Source organism: Streptomyces sp. NPDC033180, assembly GCF_055577645.1.
In genome coordinates this window covers 447,123-463,173 of record NZ_JBVIPU010000001.1, presented here as the reverse complement: position 1 = coordinate 463,173, position 16,051 = coordinate 447,123, and the positions used below count along the sequence as shown (strand labels likewise).

General features: G+C 67.3%; 15 protein-coding genes. 10 read left to right on the top strand and 5 right to left on the bottom strand.

Annotated features, from left to right (window positions below):
- Window positions 1–27 precede the first annotated feature (27 nt).
- Complete coding sequence (gene nadA / locus ACZ5WE_RS02185; protein ID WP_467690473.1) at window positions 28–1,233, bottom strand: quinolinate synthase NadA; 1,206 nt, start codon at window positions 1,231–1,233, stop codon at window positions 28–30.
- Window positions 1,234–1,498: 265 nt separating this feature from the next.
- Here nadA and ACZ5WE_RS02180 point away from each other — a divergent pair, with 265 nt between their 5' ends.
- Window positions 1,499–1,855 (top strand): HesB/IscA family protein, encoded by a 357-nt coding sequence (locus tag ACZ5WE_RS02180; RefSeq protein WP_030933606.1) that lies wholly within the window; start codon window positions 1,499–1,501, stop codon window positions 1,853–1,855.
- 86 nt (window positions 1,856–1,941) lie between these two features.
- Here ACZ5WE_RS02180 and ACZ5WE_RS02175 read toward each other — a convergent pair whose 3' ends face one another.
- Window positions 1,942–3,465: a hypothetical protein gene (locus tag ACZ5WE_RS02175; RefSeq protein ID WP_467690472.1), complete on the bottom strand. Its 1,524-nt coding sequence runs from the start codon at window positions 3,463–3,465 to the stop codon at window positions 1,942–1,944.
- A gap of 144 nt (window positions 3,466–3,609) precedes the next feature.
- Entirely contained in the window at window positions 3,610–3,828 is a 219-nt protein-coding gene (locus ACZ5WE_RS02170) for a hypothetical protein (RefSeq protein ID WP_467690471.1), read from the bottom strand.
- A gap of 135 nt (window positions 3,829–3,963) precedes the next feature.
- Here ACZ5WE_RS02170 and ACZ5WE_RS02165 point away from each other — a divergent pair, with 135 nt between their 5' ends.
- Entirely contained in the window at window positions 3,964–4,938 is a 975-nt protein-coding gene (locus ACZ5WE_RS02165) for a carbohydrate kinase family protein (RefSeq protein ID WP_467690470.1), read from the top strand.
- Here ACZ5WE_RS02165 and ACZ5WE_RS02160 read toward each other — a convergent pair whose 3' ends face one another.
- Window positions 4,939–6,318: an aminotransferase class V-fold PLP-dependent enzyme gene (locus ACZ5WE_RS02160; protein ID WP_467690468.1), complete on the bottom strand. Its 1,380-nt coding sequence runs from the start codon at window positions 6,316–6,318 to the stop codon at window positions 4,939–4,941.
- Between the two features lie 348 nt (window positions 6,319–6,666).
- Between ACZ5WE_RS02160 and ctaC the strand changes: the two genes are divergently transcribed.
- The 4 genes from ctaC to ACZ5WE_RS02140 all read left to right on the top strand — a co-directional run bounded on the left by ctaC (window position 6,667) and on the right by ACZ5WE_RS02140 (window position 11,137).
- Window positions 6,667–7,629 (top strand): aa3-type cytochrome oxidase subunit II, encoded by a 963-nt coding sequence (ctaC, locus tag ACZ5WE_RS02155; RefSeq protein ID WP_467690467.1) that lies wholly within the window; start codon window positions 6,667–6,669, stop codon window positions 7,627–7,629.
- Complete coding sequence (gene ctaD, locus ACZ5WE_RS02150) at window positions 7,626–9,362, top strand: aa3-type cytochrome oxidase subunit I (protein ID WP_467690465.1); 1,737 nt, start codon at window positions 7,626–7,628, stop codon at window positions 9,360–9,362. Before ctaC ends, ctaD begins: the two co-directional genes overlap by 4 nt.
- The gene (locus tag ACZ5WE_RS02145) at window positions 9,359–9,757 is read left to right on the top strand and encodes a cytochrome c oxidase subunit 4 (RefSeq protein ID WP_249590363.1); all 399 of its coding nucleotides are present in this window, start codon (window positions 9,359–9,361) and stop codon (window positions 9,755–9,757) included. Before ctaD ends, ACZ5WE_RS02145 begins: the two co-directional genes overlap by 4 nt.
- A 132-nt stretch (window positions 9,758–9,889) precedes the next feature.
- Window positions 9,890–11,137 carry a L,D-transpeptidase gene (locus ACZ5WE_RS02140; RefSeq protein WP_467690464.1) on the top strand — a complete coding sequence of 416 codons (1,248 nt, stop codon included), beginning with the start codon at window positions 9,890–9,892 and terminating at the stop codon, window positions 11,135–11,137.
- 60 nt (window positions 11,138–11,197) lie between these two features.
- Here ACZ5WE_RS02140 and ACZ5WE_RS02135 read toward each other — a convergent pair whose 3' ends face one another.
- A complete protein-coding gene (locus tag ACZ5WE_RS02135; RefSeq protein ID WP_160504602.1) occupies window positions 11,198–11,599 on the bottom strand; it encodes a DNA-binding transcriptional response regulator in 402 nt (133 codons plus the stop codon).
- A gap of 179 nt (window positions 11,600–11,778) precedes the next feature.
- On the opposite strand from ACZ5WE_RS02135, the gene ctaE reads away from it, so the two are divergent.
- From ctaE to qcrB, 4 genes are all read left to right on the top strand, one after another.
- Window positions 11,779–12,399 (top strand): aa3-type cytochrome oxidase subunit III, encoded by a 621-nt coding sequence (gene ctaE / locus ACZ5WE_RS02130; protein ID WP_365495515.1) that lies wholly within the window; start codon window positions 11,779–11,781, stop codon window positions 12,397–12,399.
- A gap of 81 nt (window positions 12,400–12,480) precedes the next feature.
- Entirely contained in the window at window positions 12,481–13,290 is an 810-nt protein-coding gene (gene qcrC, locus ACZ5WE_RS02125; protein ID WP_467690461.1) for a cytochrome bc1 complex diheme cytochrome c subunit, read from the top strand.
- Window positions 13,287–14,342 carry a cytochrome bc1 complex Rieske iron-sulfur subunit gene (gene qcrA / locus ACZ5WE_RS02120; RefSeq protein ID WP_467690460.1) on the top strand — a complete coding sequence of 352 codons (1,056 nt, stop codon included), beginning with the start codon at window positions 13,287–13,289 and terminating at the stop codon, window positions 14,340–14,342. Before qcrC ends, qcrA begins: the two co-directional genes overlap by 4 nt.
- Window positions 14,339–15,970 carry a cytochrome bc1 complex cytochrome b subunit gene (qcrB, locus tag ACZ5WE_RS02115; protein WP_467690458.1) on the top strand — a complete coding sequence of 544 codons (1,632 nt, stop codon included), beginning with the start codon at window positions 14,339–14,341 and terminating at the stop codon, window positions 15,968–15,970. Before qcrA ends, qcrB begins: the two co-directional genes overlap by 4 nt.
- Window positions 15,971–16,051: the final 81 nt, after the last annotated feature.

Below are 16,051 nucleotides of genomic sequence, written 5' to 3'. Positions count from 1 at the left end.
GGTACACGAACGAACCAGCGGGCAGTCCTACGGCAGCGCGAGCATCCGCTCGAGCGCCAGCTTCGCGAACTGCTCGGTCTCGCGGTCGACCTCGATCTGGTTGACCAGCTTGCCGTCGGCCAGGGACTCGAGCGCCCAGACCAGGTGGGGCAGGTCGATCCGGTTCATGGTCGAGCAGAAGCAGACCGTCTTGTCGAGGAAGACGATCTCCTTGTCCTCGGAGGCGAAACGGTTCGCCAGACGGCGTACGAGATTCAGCTCGGTTCCGATCGCCCACTTGGAACCGGCGGGAGCCGCCTGAAGGGTCTGGATGATGTGCTCCGTGGAGCCCACGTAGTCCGCCGCGGCCACGACCTCGTGCTTGCACTCGGGGTGCACCAGGACGTTCACACCGGGGATCCGCGCACGCACGTCCTCCACGGACTCCAGCGAGAAGCGCCCGTGCACCGAGCAGTGCCCGCGCCACAGGATCATCTTCGCGGCCCGCAGCTGCTCGACGGTCAGGCCGCCGTTCTTCTTGTGCGGGTTGTAGAGCACGCAGTCGTCGAGCGAGAGACCCATGTCGCGGACCGCGGTGTTGCGCCCGAGGTGCTGGTCGGGCAGGAACAGCACCTTCTCGCCCTCCTCATAGGCCCACTCCAGGGCCCGCTTGGCATTGGACGAGGTGCAGATCGTCCCGCCGTGCTTGCCGGTGAAGGCCTTGATGTCGGCCGATGAGTTCATGTACGAGACGGGCACGACCTGCTCGGATATCCCGGCCTCGGCCAGCACGTCCCAGCACTCGGCGACCTGCTCGGCGGTGGCCATGTCGGCCATCGAGCAGCCGGCGGCCAGGTCGGGCAGGACGACCTTCTGGTCGTCGGTGGTCAGGATGTCCGCGGACTCGGCCATGAAGTGCACGCCACAGAAGACGATGTACTCCGCCTCCGGCTTGGCAGCCGCGTCCTTGGCCAGCTTGAACGAGTCGCCGGTGACATCCGCGAACTGGATGACCTCGTCGCGTTGGTAGTGGTGGCCGAGCACGAAGACCTTGTCGCCGAGCTTCTCCTTGGCGGCGCGGGCGCGCTCCACCAGGTCCGGGTCGGAGGGTGAGGGCAGATCGCCGGGGCACTCCACACCGCGCTCGCTCTTGGGGTCGGCCTCGCGGCCGAGCAGCAGGAGGGCGAGCGGTGTGGGCTGTACATCGAGGTCCACGAGGTCCGCGGGGGACTGGGCGGTGGTCACGACACGCACCCTTTCTGTTCTGCAGACGAGCCTTTTCGTCTAATTGACGTTATCTATCATAACCGCTTCACGTCAGTTTGACGATGGCCATAGTGTCGATGTGACGCGTTCGCCTTCGACGGGCCGCTGCCCCCGGCGACGGCATGTGCGAGCATGAAGGGGAAGGCGGTCGCAAGACAGCCCGAAGACAGAGCGCTCGGCCCGGAATGAATCCGGGGCCCCGGCGGTTGCAACCGTCGGCAAGCAGTCTCCGTACAACCCGGGAGAGAAGCAGATGTCCGTATCGGACGAGACCACCACCGTGAGCGACGGCATCCTCCTGTCCGACGCCGCCGCGGCCAAGGTCAAGGGCCTTCTTGAGCAGGAGGGCCGGGACGACCTTGCACTGCGCGTCGCCGTTCAGCCCGGCGGCTGCTCGGGCCTTCGCTACCAGCTGTTCTTCGACGAGCGCTCGCTTGACGGCGACGTGGTCAAGGACTTCGACGGCGTGAAGGTCGTCACCGACCGGATGAGCGCTCCTTACCTGGGCGGTGCCTCCATCGACTTCGTCGACACCATCGAGAAGCAGGGCTTCACGATCGACAACCCGAACGCCACGGGTTCCTGCGCCTGCGGCGACTCGTTCAGCTAAATCTGCACGTGGACGTACGAAGGCGGCGGCCCCCGAAGCACTTCGGGGGCCGCCGCCTTCGTACGTCCACGTCCTCGTGAGAACCGTTACTTCCGCGGCACCGTCTCGCCGCCCGCCGCGTCCACGACCTTGCGGTCGCCGAGCGGCTTGTCCAGGGTCACGGTCTTGGTGAACTCCTTGGCCATCATCACGCAGACCTCGCCCTTCTTGTGGGTCTCGGTCACCTTCACGCGCACGTCGCCCTTGCTCTCGTCGGCCGCCGCCGAGTAGTCGCTGCAGACGCTGCCCCAGAAGTGCACCGTCAGGGACTTGCCGTCCGCGCGGTAGGACTCGACGTCCGTGGTCGGGTCCTGCTCGCCCTTGCCCGGCTTCTCGGTGGGCGTCGGGGTCGGCGACGGCGTGCTCGGCGAGGTGAGGAACTTCGGCTCCACGGCCGGGTGCGTCACCGTGAAGCTGTCCTTCGCGCCCTGCGGCCGCACATCGAACAGCCAGGAGGGCACGAGCGTCTGGCGCCCGTCCACGAAGTGCACCGCGAGCCCGAACGTGGCGTCCTTCACCGTGATCGGCTGCGGCTTCGGAGGCGCGGAGGAAGGCTCCTCGCACGGCGCCTTGGTCCGTTCCTCGACCGCCGGGTCGCCGCCGTCGGAGCCGTCCGCCGTGTCGCCCTTCGCGTTCGGCACCGCCGACGCGCAGCCGCCGATGCCGACGCGGCCATCGCCGGAGCCCGACTTGTTGAGCTGTTCCAGGGTCTCGCCCGCGCTGATCACCGGGTACGTCGCGCCCTTCTCCGGCGCCTTCAACTGGCCGCTGCCGCCGACCACTTGGCCGTCCGGGCCGACCTGGATGCCGGTCGACCAACCGTACGTGGGGAGCCCGCCCACCATCGGGTCGGCGTTCACCACCCGCACGCCGCCCATGAGTTGGCCCGCGTCCAGCTTCGCGTCGTCCTGGCCCACGGCCTTGAGGGCCGGCGCCGCGGCCTTCTTCGCCGCGCTCTCGCCGACCGCGTCACCCTCGCCGTTCGGCGCGGTTGACGACCCCGAATCCTCTGAACAGGGCTTGCCCTTCTGGCAGTTGTCGCTGCCGCCGGTGGCGTACTTCGTGAAGGTCCAGGTGCCGGGAGCCTGCTTGCTCACCTGGAGCGAGGGCCCTGAACCGTCCTTGGTGGGGCCGATCTTCCAGGCGCCGTCCTGCGAGGTGGGCCTGCCCGAGACGCCGAGGGCCTTGGCGAGCTCGGCGACCTGGTCCTGGCTGACGGTGCCCCGGGCCTGATACACGGCCGCCGCACCGGGGCCGCCGGGCAGCTTGCCCTCGGCGCGGTAGGCGGCGCCGTTCGGGTCGGGCTCTCCCGGGGCGATGCCCCCGGTGTCGCCGGTGCCGCCTTCCTGCCGGTCGCCGTCCGTGTGGCCGTCGAGGGCAAGGGGCGGGGGCGTGCCGCCGTCCGCGGCGGGAGAACTGCCGTTGCCGTCGCTGCCGCCTGACGCGGTCGCGGCGAAGTAGGCGCCGCCGCCACCGACGAGCAGCACCGTGGCAGCCACCGACGCGACGGCAAGGCGGGAACGCCGCCGGTGCTGCTCGGCCGTGTCATGGTCGGATCGCTCGGTGCTCACCGCATCGCTCCTTCGACTGCACTGCTGTCCCTGGAGACCCGTGTGCGGGCCTCGTTCGTATGTCGCGTCCCCTTTACGGGGGACAGCGGTGGGACGCAGCGGGGGAGCGCGCGGTTCCCTCGGCGCGCGCCGATGCCCCTGGGCTCAGTCGCCGTACTCGGACATGCCGTCGATCAGCCGCGCGGAGGCGGGCGGGACATCGATGCCATGGATCAGCGCGGGTGACACGGGGGCGGTCCGGGCGGCCGCCGGGGTCACCCAGTGCGGCGCCATGCGGGCGCAGTCGCCGCGCAATGTCTCCAGGGTCTCGGACGGCAGCTCGACGGGACGCTTGGTGACGGCATGCTTCGAGATAACGGCCATAACCGCACCGTACGCATCGCACACCTCGCGAAAAAAGACCTACTAACGGGTAGTTTGGCCTCTTCAGTGACGGTGGCCCCACCCGGTAGCGTGAAGTGTCAACCCCTCGCCTCTCCTCCACAGGAGCATGCCGTCGTGCGTATCGCAGTCACCGGCTCCATCGCCACCGACCACCTGATGACCTTCCCCGGCCGCTTCGCCGACCAACTGGTCGCGGATCAGTTGCACACGGTTTCCCTCTCTTTCCTGGTCGACGCCCTGGACGTACGCAGGGGAGGCGTCGCCGCCAACATCAGCTACGGCATGGGCCAGCTCGGCACCGGACCGATCCTGGTCGGTGCCGCGGGCTCGGACTTCGGCGAGTACCGCGCCTGGCTCGACCGGCACGGCGTGGACACGGCATCGGTCCGCATCTCCGAGACGCTGCACACGGCCCGCTTCGTGTGCACCACGGACGCCGACCACAACCAGATCGGTTCGTTCTACACCGGCGCCATGAGCGAGGCCCGCCTCATCGAACTGAAGGCCGTGGCCGACCGCGTGGGCGGTCTCGACCTGGTCCTCATCGGTGCGGACGACCCCGAGGCGATGATGCGCCACACCGACGAGTGCCGGACGCGGGGGATCCCCTTCGCCGCCGACTTCTCCCAGCAGATCGCGCGCATGGGGGGCGAGGAGATCCGGACGCTCATGGACGGCGCCACGTACCTCTTCTCGAACGAGTACGAGAAGGGGCTCATCGAGTCCAAGACCGGCTGGACCGACGCGGAGATCCTCTCGAGGGTCGGCCACCGCGTGACGACCCTCGGCCCGCGCGGCGTACGCATCGAGTCCGCGGGCCAGGACCCGATCGAGGTCGGTGTCCCGGAGGAGAAGGCGAAGGTCGAGCCGACCGGTGTCGGCGACGCCTTCCGCGCGGGCTTCCTCTCGGGCCTGTCCTGGGGTGTTTCCCTGCAGCGCTCGGCGCAGCTCGGCTGCATGCTCGCCACCCTGGTCATCGAGAACGTCGGCACCCAGGAGTACGAGCTGCACCGCAGCGACTTCATGGACCGCTTCACCAAGGCGTACGGCCATGAGGCGGCCTCCGAGGTCCAGGCCCGCCTGGTCTAGTCAGGAGCTCCGGCGGACCACATAAGCACTGCCGTGGTCCGCCGGCTCCTCGCCCACGTACTCCTGCCCCCGCATCTCGCACCACGCCGGGATGTCGAGCCGGGCCGCCTCGTCGTCGGCGAGGACCGTGACCGTGCCGCCCACCGGTACGTCCCCGATGACCTTCGCGAGCTCGATGACGGGGAGCGGGCAGCGCTTGCCGAGCGCGTCCACGACGAGGGAAGCCGATTCCGTACGCGGCGCCGGCGCCGAGGGCACGCCCAGTTGTTCGCGTACGCCGGCCACCACACCCGGCAGAACCTCCAGGAAACGCTCGACGTCAGCTTCCTGGGTCCCCCGTGGGAGTGACACCCGGACGTTGCCCTCGCTCAGTACGCCCATCGCCTTCAGGACGTGGCTGGGGGTCAGCGTCGAGCTGGTGCAGGAGGAGCCGGAGGAGACCGAGAAGCCTGCCCGGTCCAGCTCGTGCAGCACGGTCTCTCCATCGACATAGAGACACGAGAAGGTCACCAGATGGGGGAGGCGCCGCCGCGGATCGCCCACCACCTCCACGTCCGGCACAAGCCCCGGCACCCGCGCCCTGATCCGCTCCGTCAACTCCCGCAGCCGGGCGCCCTCATCGGCGGCCTCGGCCTGCACGGCACGGAGCGAGGCCGCGGCGGCGACCACGGCCGGGATGTTCTCGAAGCCGGGCGCACGCCCCGACTCCCGCTCGTCGGCGGGGCCTTGCGCGGCGAACCGCTCCCCCTTGCGCACGACGAGCAGCCCCACGCCCGGCGGCCCGCCCCACTTGTGGGCACTGGCGGCGAGCAGTGACCACTCCCCGCCCACCCGGCCCCACGGGAGCGACTGCGCCGCGTCCACCAGGAGCGGCACCCCGGCGGCGCGACACGTCGAGGCGACATCGGCCACCGGCTGCTCGGTGCCCACCTCGTGGTTGGCGGACTGGAGGCAGGCAAGGGCCGTGTCGGGGCGCAGGCCCGCGGCGTACGCGTCCGTGGACACCGCGCCGGACCGGTTCACCGGGATCTCCGTGACCGCGCCCCCGTCGGCTTCGAGGGCCGCCGCCGCATGGAGCACCGAAGAGTGTTCGACCGCCGACACGACCAGATGCCGCCCGACACGCCGACGCCCCGCGAGCGCCCCGGCAATTCCGGAGTGCACGGCCTGCGTACCCGAGGAGGTGAAGGAGAGCTCGTCCGGCCGGCAGCCCACCGCGTCGGCGGCGGCCTCACGGGCGGCATCGAGCAGCAGCCTGGCCCGCCGCCCCTCGCGATAGAGCCGAGCGGGATCGGCCCACCCCTCGTCGAGCGAGGCCTGCAGCGCCTGGCGGGCCACGGGGTGCAGGGGAGCGGAGGACGCGGCATCGAAGTAGGACACACGGCAACGCTAAAGCGTGCGCCCAGGGGGGGCGCCCCAGGGGAGCGCCCCGAAGGGGCGCGGGGAACTGCGCGACAAGCCACGACGCGCCCGCGGTCGCGACCCCAGGGGGCAGGCCCGGGCCGGTGGGCGTACCGACCCCCCGTCAGAAAGGGGTGGACGGCGGGGTGTCCCACCCTCCCGAGTGACCCGCGGCGCGTTAGGCACCCTCCCCGCGCGACCCCAAATAGCGTCCAGTAAGGTTTGGCCCGCATAAACATCCAAACCCCTGCCCGCCGCAGGGCGGCGACCGACGACCGAGAAGGCCGCACCCGACCGCGCGGGCCGAGACTCTCGGGAAGGCGCTACGTGAGTCCCAACGGCTCCGACCGCTCGTCGCGGCGCCCGATGCGGCGGAAGCTGCCGCAGGTGCTGACTGCGGGCCTGATCTTGGCAACCGCGACAGGTTGCACATACAAGGACTTTCCCCGCCTTGGTATGCCCACCCCCGTAACGGAAGAGGCTCCCCGGATCCTCTCCCTCTGGCAGGGCTCGTGGGCGGCAGCGCTCGCCACGGGCGTGCTGGTCTGGGGTCTGATCCTGTGGAGTGTGATCTTCCACCGGCGCAGCCGCACCAAGGTGGAGGTACCTCCGCAGACGCGTTACAACATGCCCATCGAGGCGCTCTACACGGTGGTGCCTCTCATCATCGTCTCGGTGCTCTTCTACTTCACGGCACGTGATGAGACGAAGCTCCTCCACCTGGACAAGAAGCCCACCCACACGGTCAACGTGGTCGGCTACCAGTGGAGCTGGGGCTTCAACTACATCGAGGACGTGCCGGGTTCCAACAAGGGTGACGCGAAGACGGCCAAGGAACTGGAGGCCATCCCGGACAAGTTCCGTGATGCGTTCCCGTCCAACGCCGGCGGCGTCTACGACGTCGGTACGCCCGGCCAGCGGAACCCGCAGAACGGCAACCCCGGTCCGACCCTCTGGCTCCCCAAGGGCGAGAAGGTCCGGTTCGTACTGACTTCGCGTGACGTCATCCACTCCTTCTGGGTGGTGCCGTTCCTCATGAAGCAGGACGTCATCCCGGGCCACACGAACGCCTTCGAGGTGACTCCCAACAAGGAGGGCACCTTCATGGGCAAGTGCGCCGAGCTCTGCGGTGTCGACCACTCCCGGATGCTCTTCAACGTCAAGGTCGTTTCCCCCGAGCGCTACCAGAAGCACCTCGAGGACCTGGCGAAGAAGAACCAGACCGGTTACATCCCGGCCGGCATCGAGCAGACGAAGCACGAGAAGAACCGGGAGACGAACAACCTGTGAGCATCCTCAACGAACCTCAGGGTGCCGCGGCAGCAGAAGACTCGTACGAGAACGAGCTGCCGGTACGGCGCAAGCAGCCGGGTAACGTCGTGATCAAGTGGTTGACGACCACCGACCACAAGACGATCGGCACGCTCTACCTGGTCACGTCGTTCGCGTTCTTCTGCATCGGCGGAGTGATGGCGCTCTTCATGCGCGCCGAACTCGCTCGTCCCGGCTCGCAGCTCATGTCGAACGAGCAGTTCAACCAGGCGTTCACGATGCACGGCACGATCATGCTGCTGATGTTCGCGACGCCGCTGTTCGCCGGGTTCGCCAACTGGATCATGCCGCTGCAGATCGGGGCGCCCGACGTGGCGTTCCCGCGGCTGAACATGTTCGCGTACTGGCTGTACCTCTTCGGCTCGCTCATCGCGGTGGCCGGCTTCCTCACCCCGCAGGGTGCGGCCGACTTCGGCTGGTTCGCCTACTCCCCGCTGTCGGACGCCGTCCGCTCGCCGGGCATCGGCGCCGACATGTGGATCATGGGTCTGGCCTTCTCCGGCTTCGGCACGATCCTCGGCTCGGTCAACTTCATCACCACGATCATCTGCATGCGCGCACCCGGCATGACGATGTTCCGGATGCCGATCTTCGTGTGGAACGTCCTGCTGACCGCTGTTCTGGTCCTGCTGGCCTTCCCGGTGCTCGCCGCCGCGCTGTTCGCCCTGGAGGCGGACCGTAAATTCGGCGCCCATATCTTCGACGCGTCCAACGGCGGCGCGCTGCTATGGCAACACCTCTTCTGGTTCTTCGGCCATCCAGAGGTGTACATCATCGCGTTGCCATTCTTCGGAATCATTTCCGAAGTCATCCCGGTCTTCTCCCGGAAGCCGATGTTCGGCTACATGGGTCTGATCGGCGCGACGATCGCCATCGCGGGTCTCTCCGTGACCGTGTGGGCGCACCACATGTACGTCACCGGTGGCGTGCTCCTACCGTTCTTCTCCTTCATGACGTTCCTGATCGCCGTGCCAACAGGCGTGAAGTTCTTCAACTGGATCGGAACGATGTGGAAGGGCTCACTGAGTTTCGAGACACCGATGCTCTGGGCCGTCGGCTTCCTGATCACCTTCACCTTCGGTGGTCTGACCGGCGTCATCCTGGCCTCGCCGCCGATGGACTTCCACGTATCCGACTCGTACTTCGTGGTCGCGCACTTCCACTACGTCGTCTTCGGCACCGTGGTCTTCGCGATGTTCTCCGGCTTCCACTTCTGGTGGCCGAAGTTCACCGGCAAGATGTTGGACGAGCGGCTCGGCAAGATCACCTTCTGGACGCTGTTCGTGGGCTTCCACGGCACGTTCCTGGTGCAGCACTGGCTGGGCGCCGAGGGCATGCCGCGACGTTACGCGGACTACCTCGCGGCCGACGGTTTCACCGCTCTGAACACGATCTCGACGATCTCCTCGTTCCTGCTCGGTCTGTCGATACTGCCGTTCTTCTACAACATCTGGAAGACCGCCAAGTACGGCAAGAAGATCGAGGTCGACGACCCGTGGGGCTACGGACGTTCGCTCGAGTGGGCGACATCCTGCCCGCCGCCGCGGCACAACTTCCTCACCCTGCCGCGGATCCGTTCCGAATCCCCGGCGTTCGACCTGCATCACCCTGAGATCGCTGCTCTCGACCAGCTCGAGAACACCGGTCATGGTGACAAGGCGCTCGCGGGCGGCAAGGAGGCCGGCAAGTGAAGGTCCAAGGCAAGATGTTCATCTGGCTGAGCGTCTTCGTGCTCGCCATGGCGATCGTCTACGGCTGGTGGTCGAAGGAGCCGGCCGGTACGACCGCGCTGTTCCTGGCCTTCGGCCTGTGCATCATGATCGGCTACTACCTGGCCTTCACGGCCCGGCGTGTCGACGCGGCCGCACAGGACAACAAGGAAGCCGACGTGGCGGACGAGGCCGGCGAGGTGGGCTTCTTCAGTCCGCACAGCTGGCAGCCGCTCTCGCTGGCCATCGGTGGCGCGCTCGCCTTCATGGGCGTCGTCTTCGGCTGGTGGCTGCTGTACTTCTCGTTCCCCATCCTGATGATCGGCCTCTTCGGCTGGGTCTTCGAGTACTACCGGGGCGAGAACCAGACCCAGTGAGTCAGTGACTCCCGCTTCACCGAGGGCCCGGACATTCCGTCAGGAGTGTCCGGGCCCTCGGCGTGTTGCGCTTGACACTCGTACGGGTCACCCGACGCGCCGGAGCCGATGAACCTTCATACCGTGAGTTTCATGAGCCACTCACCGCGAATCCGCACGGTACTGAGCTGCACCACGCTGGTGGCCGCCCTCGGGGTGGGAACCACGGCGTGCGGCAGCTCCGACGGCCACCCGCTCTCGGCGAAGCCGTACGACGCGGCGGGCCAGATCGCCTTCAACGGCCCGGTGGGCAGTCAGAAGGCGGATCCCGACAAGCCCCTGGAGGTCACCGCCCAAGGCGACGACGGGCGCATCACCGATGTGACGGCCACCGACGCGATGGGGCGGTACGTGGCGGGTGAACTCGCCGCGGACGGCGCCCGTTGGCAGAGCACGGCGCCGCTCGCCGCGGGGGCGCACTACACGGTTCAGGTCAGCACCGAGGACGACGAGGGCTCGCCGGGCCGCAAGGTCATGACGTTCGACACGAACGTGGCGGACAAGAAGAAGCGCCTGGATGTCACCTTCGGCCCCGAATCGGGGAAGTACGGCGTGGGCCAGCCGGTCACGGCCAAGCTCAGCGTCAAGGTGAAGGACAAGAAGGCCAGGGCCGTCGTGGAGCGCTCGCTGAAGGTCGACACGCAGCCCGCCACGGAAGGCGTGTGGCACTGGGTGGACAGCGAGACGCTGCACTACCGCCCCAAGGAGTACTGGCCCACGGGCACGATCATCAACGTCCGGAGCAACCTCGAGGGCATCAAGGTCCGCGACAGGCTCTGGGGCGGCGACGCCAAGCCGCTGAGGCTGACCATCGGCGACCGCATCGAGGCCGTGACGGACGCCGGGTCGCACTACATGACGGTCTACCGCAACGGCGAGGAGATCAACTCCATGCCGGTGACGACGGGCAAGCCCGGCTACTCCACACGCAACGGCGTCAAGGTCGTGCTGGGCAAGGAGTACTCCGTACGTATGACCAGTGCCAGCATCGGCGCATCGGACTTCTACGACAAGCAGGTCTACTACGCGACGCGGGTCACCGACTCCGGTGAGTACGTGCACGCCGCCCCGTGGTCGGCCGGCTCGCACGGGAACGCGAACACCAGCCACGGCTGCACGGGCATGAGCACCGACAACGCCGCCTGGTTCTACGAGACCGTCCGCCAGGGCGACATCGTGAGGGTCGTCAACAGCTACGGGGCGGACATGGACCCGTTCGGCAACGGCTTCGGTGACTGGAACGTCGACTGGAAGAACTGGCGGGACGGCAGCGCCCTGTTGGGCGGGGTCAAGAAGGGTCCGACGGTGCTCGACGCGGCCCGGCTGCGGCCGCAGGTCTAGCGGCGCCGCAGGACGGCACAGAAGGCCCCGTGCCGAGGCGCGGGGCCTTCTGCCGTGGCGTCAGGCCTGTACGGCCAGCTTCTCGCGCAGCAGGGCGGCCAGGGAGTCCGCGAACTCGACCGGATCGACCGGAAGGGTCACCGCGGCCTCCGCGCGGCTCCAGGTGGCCAGCCAGGCGTCCTGCGGGCGCCCCATGAGCAGGAGCACGGGCGGGCACCGGAAGATCTCGTCCTTGAGCTGGCGGCAGACCCCCATGCCGCCGATGGGGGTGGCCTCGCCGTCCAGTACGCAGACGTCGATGCCGCCCCGGTCGAGTTCCTTCAGCACGGCGGGCAGCGTCGCGCACTCGATGAACTCGACCGCGGGAACGTCCGCCGCCGGCCTGCGTCCGGTGGCCAACCGGACCTGCTCGCGGGTGCTCGCGTTGTCGCTGTAGACCAGCACCGTGGCGGTCGGCTGCATTGTTCCTCCGCTTCGTTGAGGGGCTCTCGGCCAGGGACCGATGCGCGGATGCTACTCCTCCGGACACCCCGTCAACAGCGGTTCGGACAGCCCTTCGATGGGCCATACGGGCAGGACACACCCCGCAGACACTCCGAACGGCACCCCCCGGGGTGAGGGCGGGATAAGCGACCGACATAATGTCGGTCGTGGCGACAGCAACGACAGTAGATACCGGGCACGCGCACCCGCCGGTCAATCGGCCGAACCTCACCAGCGTCGGAACCATCATTTGGCTGAGTTCCGAGCTGATGTTCTTCGCGGCCCTCTTCGCGATGTACTTCACCCTGCGATCGGTGACAGGTCCTGATCACTGGAAGGAAATGGCGTCCGCGCTGAACTTCCCGTTCTCAGCGACGAACACCACGATCCTGGTGCTCTCCTCCCTCACCTGCCAGCTAGGCGTGTTCGCCGCTGAGCGTGGTGACGTGAAGAAGCTCCGGATGTGGTTCATCGTCACCTTCATCATGGGTGCGGTCTTTATCGGTGGTCAGGTGTACGAGTACACCGAGCTGGTCAAGCACGAGGGCCTCTCGCTCTCGTCGGACCCGTACGGCTCGGTCTTCTACCTGACCACCGGCTTCCATGGCATGCACGTGACAGGCGGACTCATCGCCTTCCTGCTGGTCCTCGGCAGGACGTACGCGGCCAAGAGGTTCACCCATGAGCAGGCGACCGCAGCCATCGTCGTGTCCTACTACTGGCACTTCGTCGATGTTGTCTGGATCGGTCTCTTTGCCACGATCTACATGATCAAGTAAACGGGGCCGGGCTCAGACGGGCCCACGTTCCGACTCATTCCAGAAGCATCGACGCAGAAGATCCTGACACCGGGGTAATCCGTGAAAAAGCTCTCCGCACGACGACGCCACCCGCTGGCGGCGGTCGTCGTACTACTCCTCGCGCTGGCGGCCACCGGGGGGCTGTACGCCGCGTTCGCACCCGCGGACAAGGCGCAGGCCGACGACACCGCCCAGTCCCTCGCCATCGACGAGGGCAAGAAGTTGTACTCCGTGGGCTGCTCCAGCTGCCACGGAACCGGCGGTCAGGGGTCCTCCGACGGTCCTAGCCTGGTGGGCGTCGGCGCAGCCGCCGTCGACTTCCAGGTCAGCACCGGCCGCATGCCGCTCCAGCAGCCGGGCGCCCAGGCGCCGAAGAAGAAGGCCATCTACAACCAGGCCCAGATCGACCAGCTCGCGGCGTACATCGCCTCGCTGGGCGCGGGCCCGACCGTCCCCACCGAGAAGCAGTACAGCCCGGACGGGGCGGACATCGCCAAGGGCGGCGAGCTGTTCCGCACCAACTGCGCGCAGTGCCACAACTTCACCGGTGAGGGCGGCGCGTTGACGAAGGGCAAGTTCGCTCCTTCGTTGGAGGATGTCTCCCCGAAGCACATCTACGAGGCCATGCAGACCGGCCCGCAGAACATGCCGTCCTTCCCCGACACGATCATGCCGGAGAAGAACAAGAAGGACATCATCGCGTACCTCGACGCGGTCAACGGCGAACAGACCGAGAGCCCTGGCGGTCTGAAGCTGGGTGGCCTGGGTCCGGTCAGTGAAGGCCTGTTCGGCTGGATCTTCGGTCTCGGCTCGCTGATCGCGGTCGCCGTGTGGGTCGCCGCTCGGACCGCAAAGGCCAAGAAGTCATGAGTAGCCAAGAGAAATCAGAAGAGAACCTGCCCAGCACGCAGGAGACCGAGCACGGCTCGGTAGCGGTGAAGGACGAGAACCCGTTCGCCGACCCGGGGCTGCCGCCCCATGAGCACCGTGTCCAGGACATCGACGAGCGGGCCGCCAAGCGGTCCGAGCGTGCGGTCGCCTTCCTGTTCACCCTGTCGATGCTCGCCACGATCGGCTTCATCGCCTCGTTCGTGTCGTTCCCGGTCGACAAGCGCGTCTACATCTTCCCGATCGGCCACATCAGCGCGCTGAACTTCTCCCTGGGCATGACCCTGGGCCTGGCGCTCTTCTGCATCGGCGCGGGCGCGGTCCACTGGGCCCGCACCCTGATGTCCGATGTGGAGGTCGCCGACGAGCGGCACCCCATCGAGGCCGAGCCCGAGGTCAAGGCCAAGGTCATGGCCGACTTCAAGGCCGGTGCCACGGAGTCGCAGTTCGGCCGGCGCAAGCTGATCCGCAACACGATGTTCGGCGCGCTCGCCATGGTGCCGCTCTCCGGCGTCGTCCTGCTGCGCGACCTCGGTCCGCTGCCCGAGGACAAGCTGCGGCACACCCTGTGGGCCAAGGGCAAGCTGCTCGTGAACATGAACACGAACGAGCCGCTGCGCCCGTCGGACGTCCAGGTCGGTTCGCTGACCTTCGCCAAGCCCGAGGGCCTGGAGGAGCACGACCACGACTTCCAGAAGGAGATCGCCAAGGCGGCCCTGATGATCGTCCGTATCCAGCCGGACAACATCAAGGACAAGCAGGAGCTCGAGTGGTCGCACGACGGTGTCGTCGCGTACTCCAAGATCTGCACCCACGTCGGCTGCCCGATCTCCCTGTACGAGCAGCAGACGCACCACGTCCTCTGCCCGTGCCACCAGTCCACCTTCGACCTCTCCGACGGTGCCCGAGTGATCTTCGGCCCGGCCGGTCACGCGCTGCCGCAGCTGCGCATCGGCGTGAACGAAGAGGGCTACCTCGAGGCGCTCGGCGACTTCGCTGAGCCCGTCGGTCCTGCTTTCTGGGAGCGCGGATGAGCACTACGACGACGGATACGCGTAAGAAGGAGGCGCCCGCAGGTGAGCGGGTCGCCGACTGGGCCGACGGACGCCTGGGGATCTACTCCCTGGCCAAGGCCAACATGCGCAAGATCTTCCCGGACCACTGGTCCTTCATGCTCGGTGAGATCTGCCTGTACAGCTTCATCATCATCATCCTCACGGGTGTGTATCTGACCCTGTTCTTCCACCCGTCGATGAACGAGGTGGAGTACCACGGCAGTTACATCCCGCTGCAGGGCCAGCTGATGTCCGAGGCGTTCAACTCGACCATGCACATCAGCTTCGATGTGCGCGGTGGTCTGCTGATCCGGCAGATCCACCACTGGGCGGCGCTGATCTTCCTCGCGGCGATGTTCGTGCACATGATGCGCGTCTTCTTCACGGGTGCCTTCCGCAAGCCCCGTGAGGTCAACTGGGTCTTCGGCTTCCTGCTGTTCGTCCTCGGCATGTTCACCGGCTTCACCGGTTACTCGCTCCCGGACGACCTGCTCTCAGGTACCGGTGTGCGCTTCATGCAGGGCGCCATCCTGTCCGTGCCGATCGTGGGCACGTACCTGTCGATGTTCCTGTTCGGCGGGGAGTTCCCCGGCGGCGACTTCGTGGCGCGGTTCTACTCGGTGCACATCCTGCTGCTGCCGGGCATCATGCTCGGGCTCGTGGTGGCGCACCTGATCCTGGTCTTCTACCACAAGCACACGCAGTTCGCGGGTCCCGGCAAGACCAACAAGAACGTCGTCGGCATGCCGCTGCTCCCCGTCTACATGGCGAAGGCCGGAGGCTTCTTCTTCCTGGTCTTCGGTGTGATCGCGGCCATCTCGGCGATCGCCACGATCAACCCGATCTGGGCGCTCGGTCCCTACCGGCCCGACCAGGTGTCCACCGGAGCGCAGCCCGACTGGTACATGGGCTTCTCCGAGGGCCTGATCCGTGTCATGCCGGGCTGGGAGATCAACCTCTGGGGTCACACGCTCGTCCTGGGTGTGTTCATCCCGCTGATCATCTTCCCGCTGGTCCTGGTCGCCATCGCGGTCTACCCGTTCATCGAGTCCTGGGTCACCGGGGACAAGCGCGAGCACCACATCCTGGACCGCCCGCGCAACGTCCCGACCCGTACGGGCTTCGGCGTCGCGTGGATCACCTGGTACATGGTGCTGCTCGTCGGTGGTGGAAACGACCTGTGGGCCACGCACTTCCATCTGTCGATCAACTCGATCACCTGGTTCGTGCGCATCGCCTTCTTCGTGGCACCGGTCATCGCCTTCGTCATCACCAAGCGGATCTGCCTGGGTCTGCAGCGGCGTGACAAGGAGAAGGTCCTGCACGGCCGCGAGTCGGGCATCATCAAGCGCCTGCCGCACGGTGAGTTCATCGAGGTCCACGAGCCGCTGGGCCAGGAGCAGCTGCACACGCTCACCGCGCACGAGCAGTACGCGCCGGTCGAGATCGGCCCCGCGGTCGACGAGAACGGCGTCGAGCGCAAGGTGTCCGGTTCGCAGAAGCTCCGGGCCAAGCTCAGCAAGGGCTACTACGGGGAGGACAACCAGATCCCCAAGCCCACCACCGAGGAGTACAAGGAGATCACGAGCGGCCACGGCCACCACTGATCCTCCGGAGCTCTGAAGCTCTGACCAAAGGTCGCCACGGCGAGAGCCCCGTTCCATGCGTTCCAGTGCATGGACGGGGCT

Coding starts and splice junctions, on each gene's coding strand:
- ACZ5WE_RS02180 (WP_030933606.1), top strand. CDS start 1,499: ATGTCCGTATCGGACGAGACCACCACCGTGAGCGACGGCATCCTCCTG.
- ACZ5WE_RS02170 (WP_467690471.1), bottom strand. CDS start 3,828: ATGGCCGTTATCTCGAAGCATGCCGTCACCAAGCGTCCCGTCGAGCTG.
- ACZ5WE_RS02140 (WP_467690464.1), top strand. CDS start 9,890: ATGAGCCACTCACCGCGAATCCGCACGGTACTGAGCTGCACCACGCTG.
- ACZ5WE_RS02135 (WP_160504602.1), bottom strand. CDS start 11,599: ATGCAGCCGACCGCCACGGTGCTGGTCTACAGCGACAACGCGAGCACC.
- ctaE (WP_365495515.1), top strand. CDS start 11,779: ATGTCGGTCGTGGCGACAGCAACGACAGTAGATACCGGGCACGCGCAC.
- qcrA (WP_467690460.1), top strand. CDS start 13,287: ATGAGTAGCCAAGAGAAATCAGAAGAGAACCTGCCCAGCACGCAGGAG.
- qcrB (WP_467690458.1), top strand. CDS start 14,339: ATGAGCACTACGACGACGGATACGCGTAAGAAGGAGGCGCCCGCAGGT.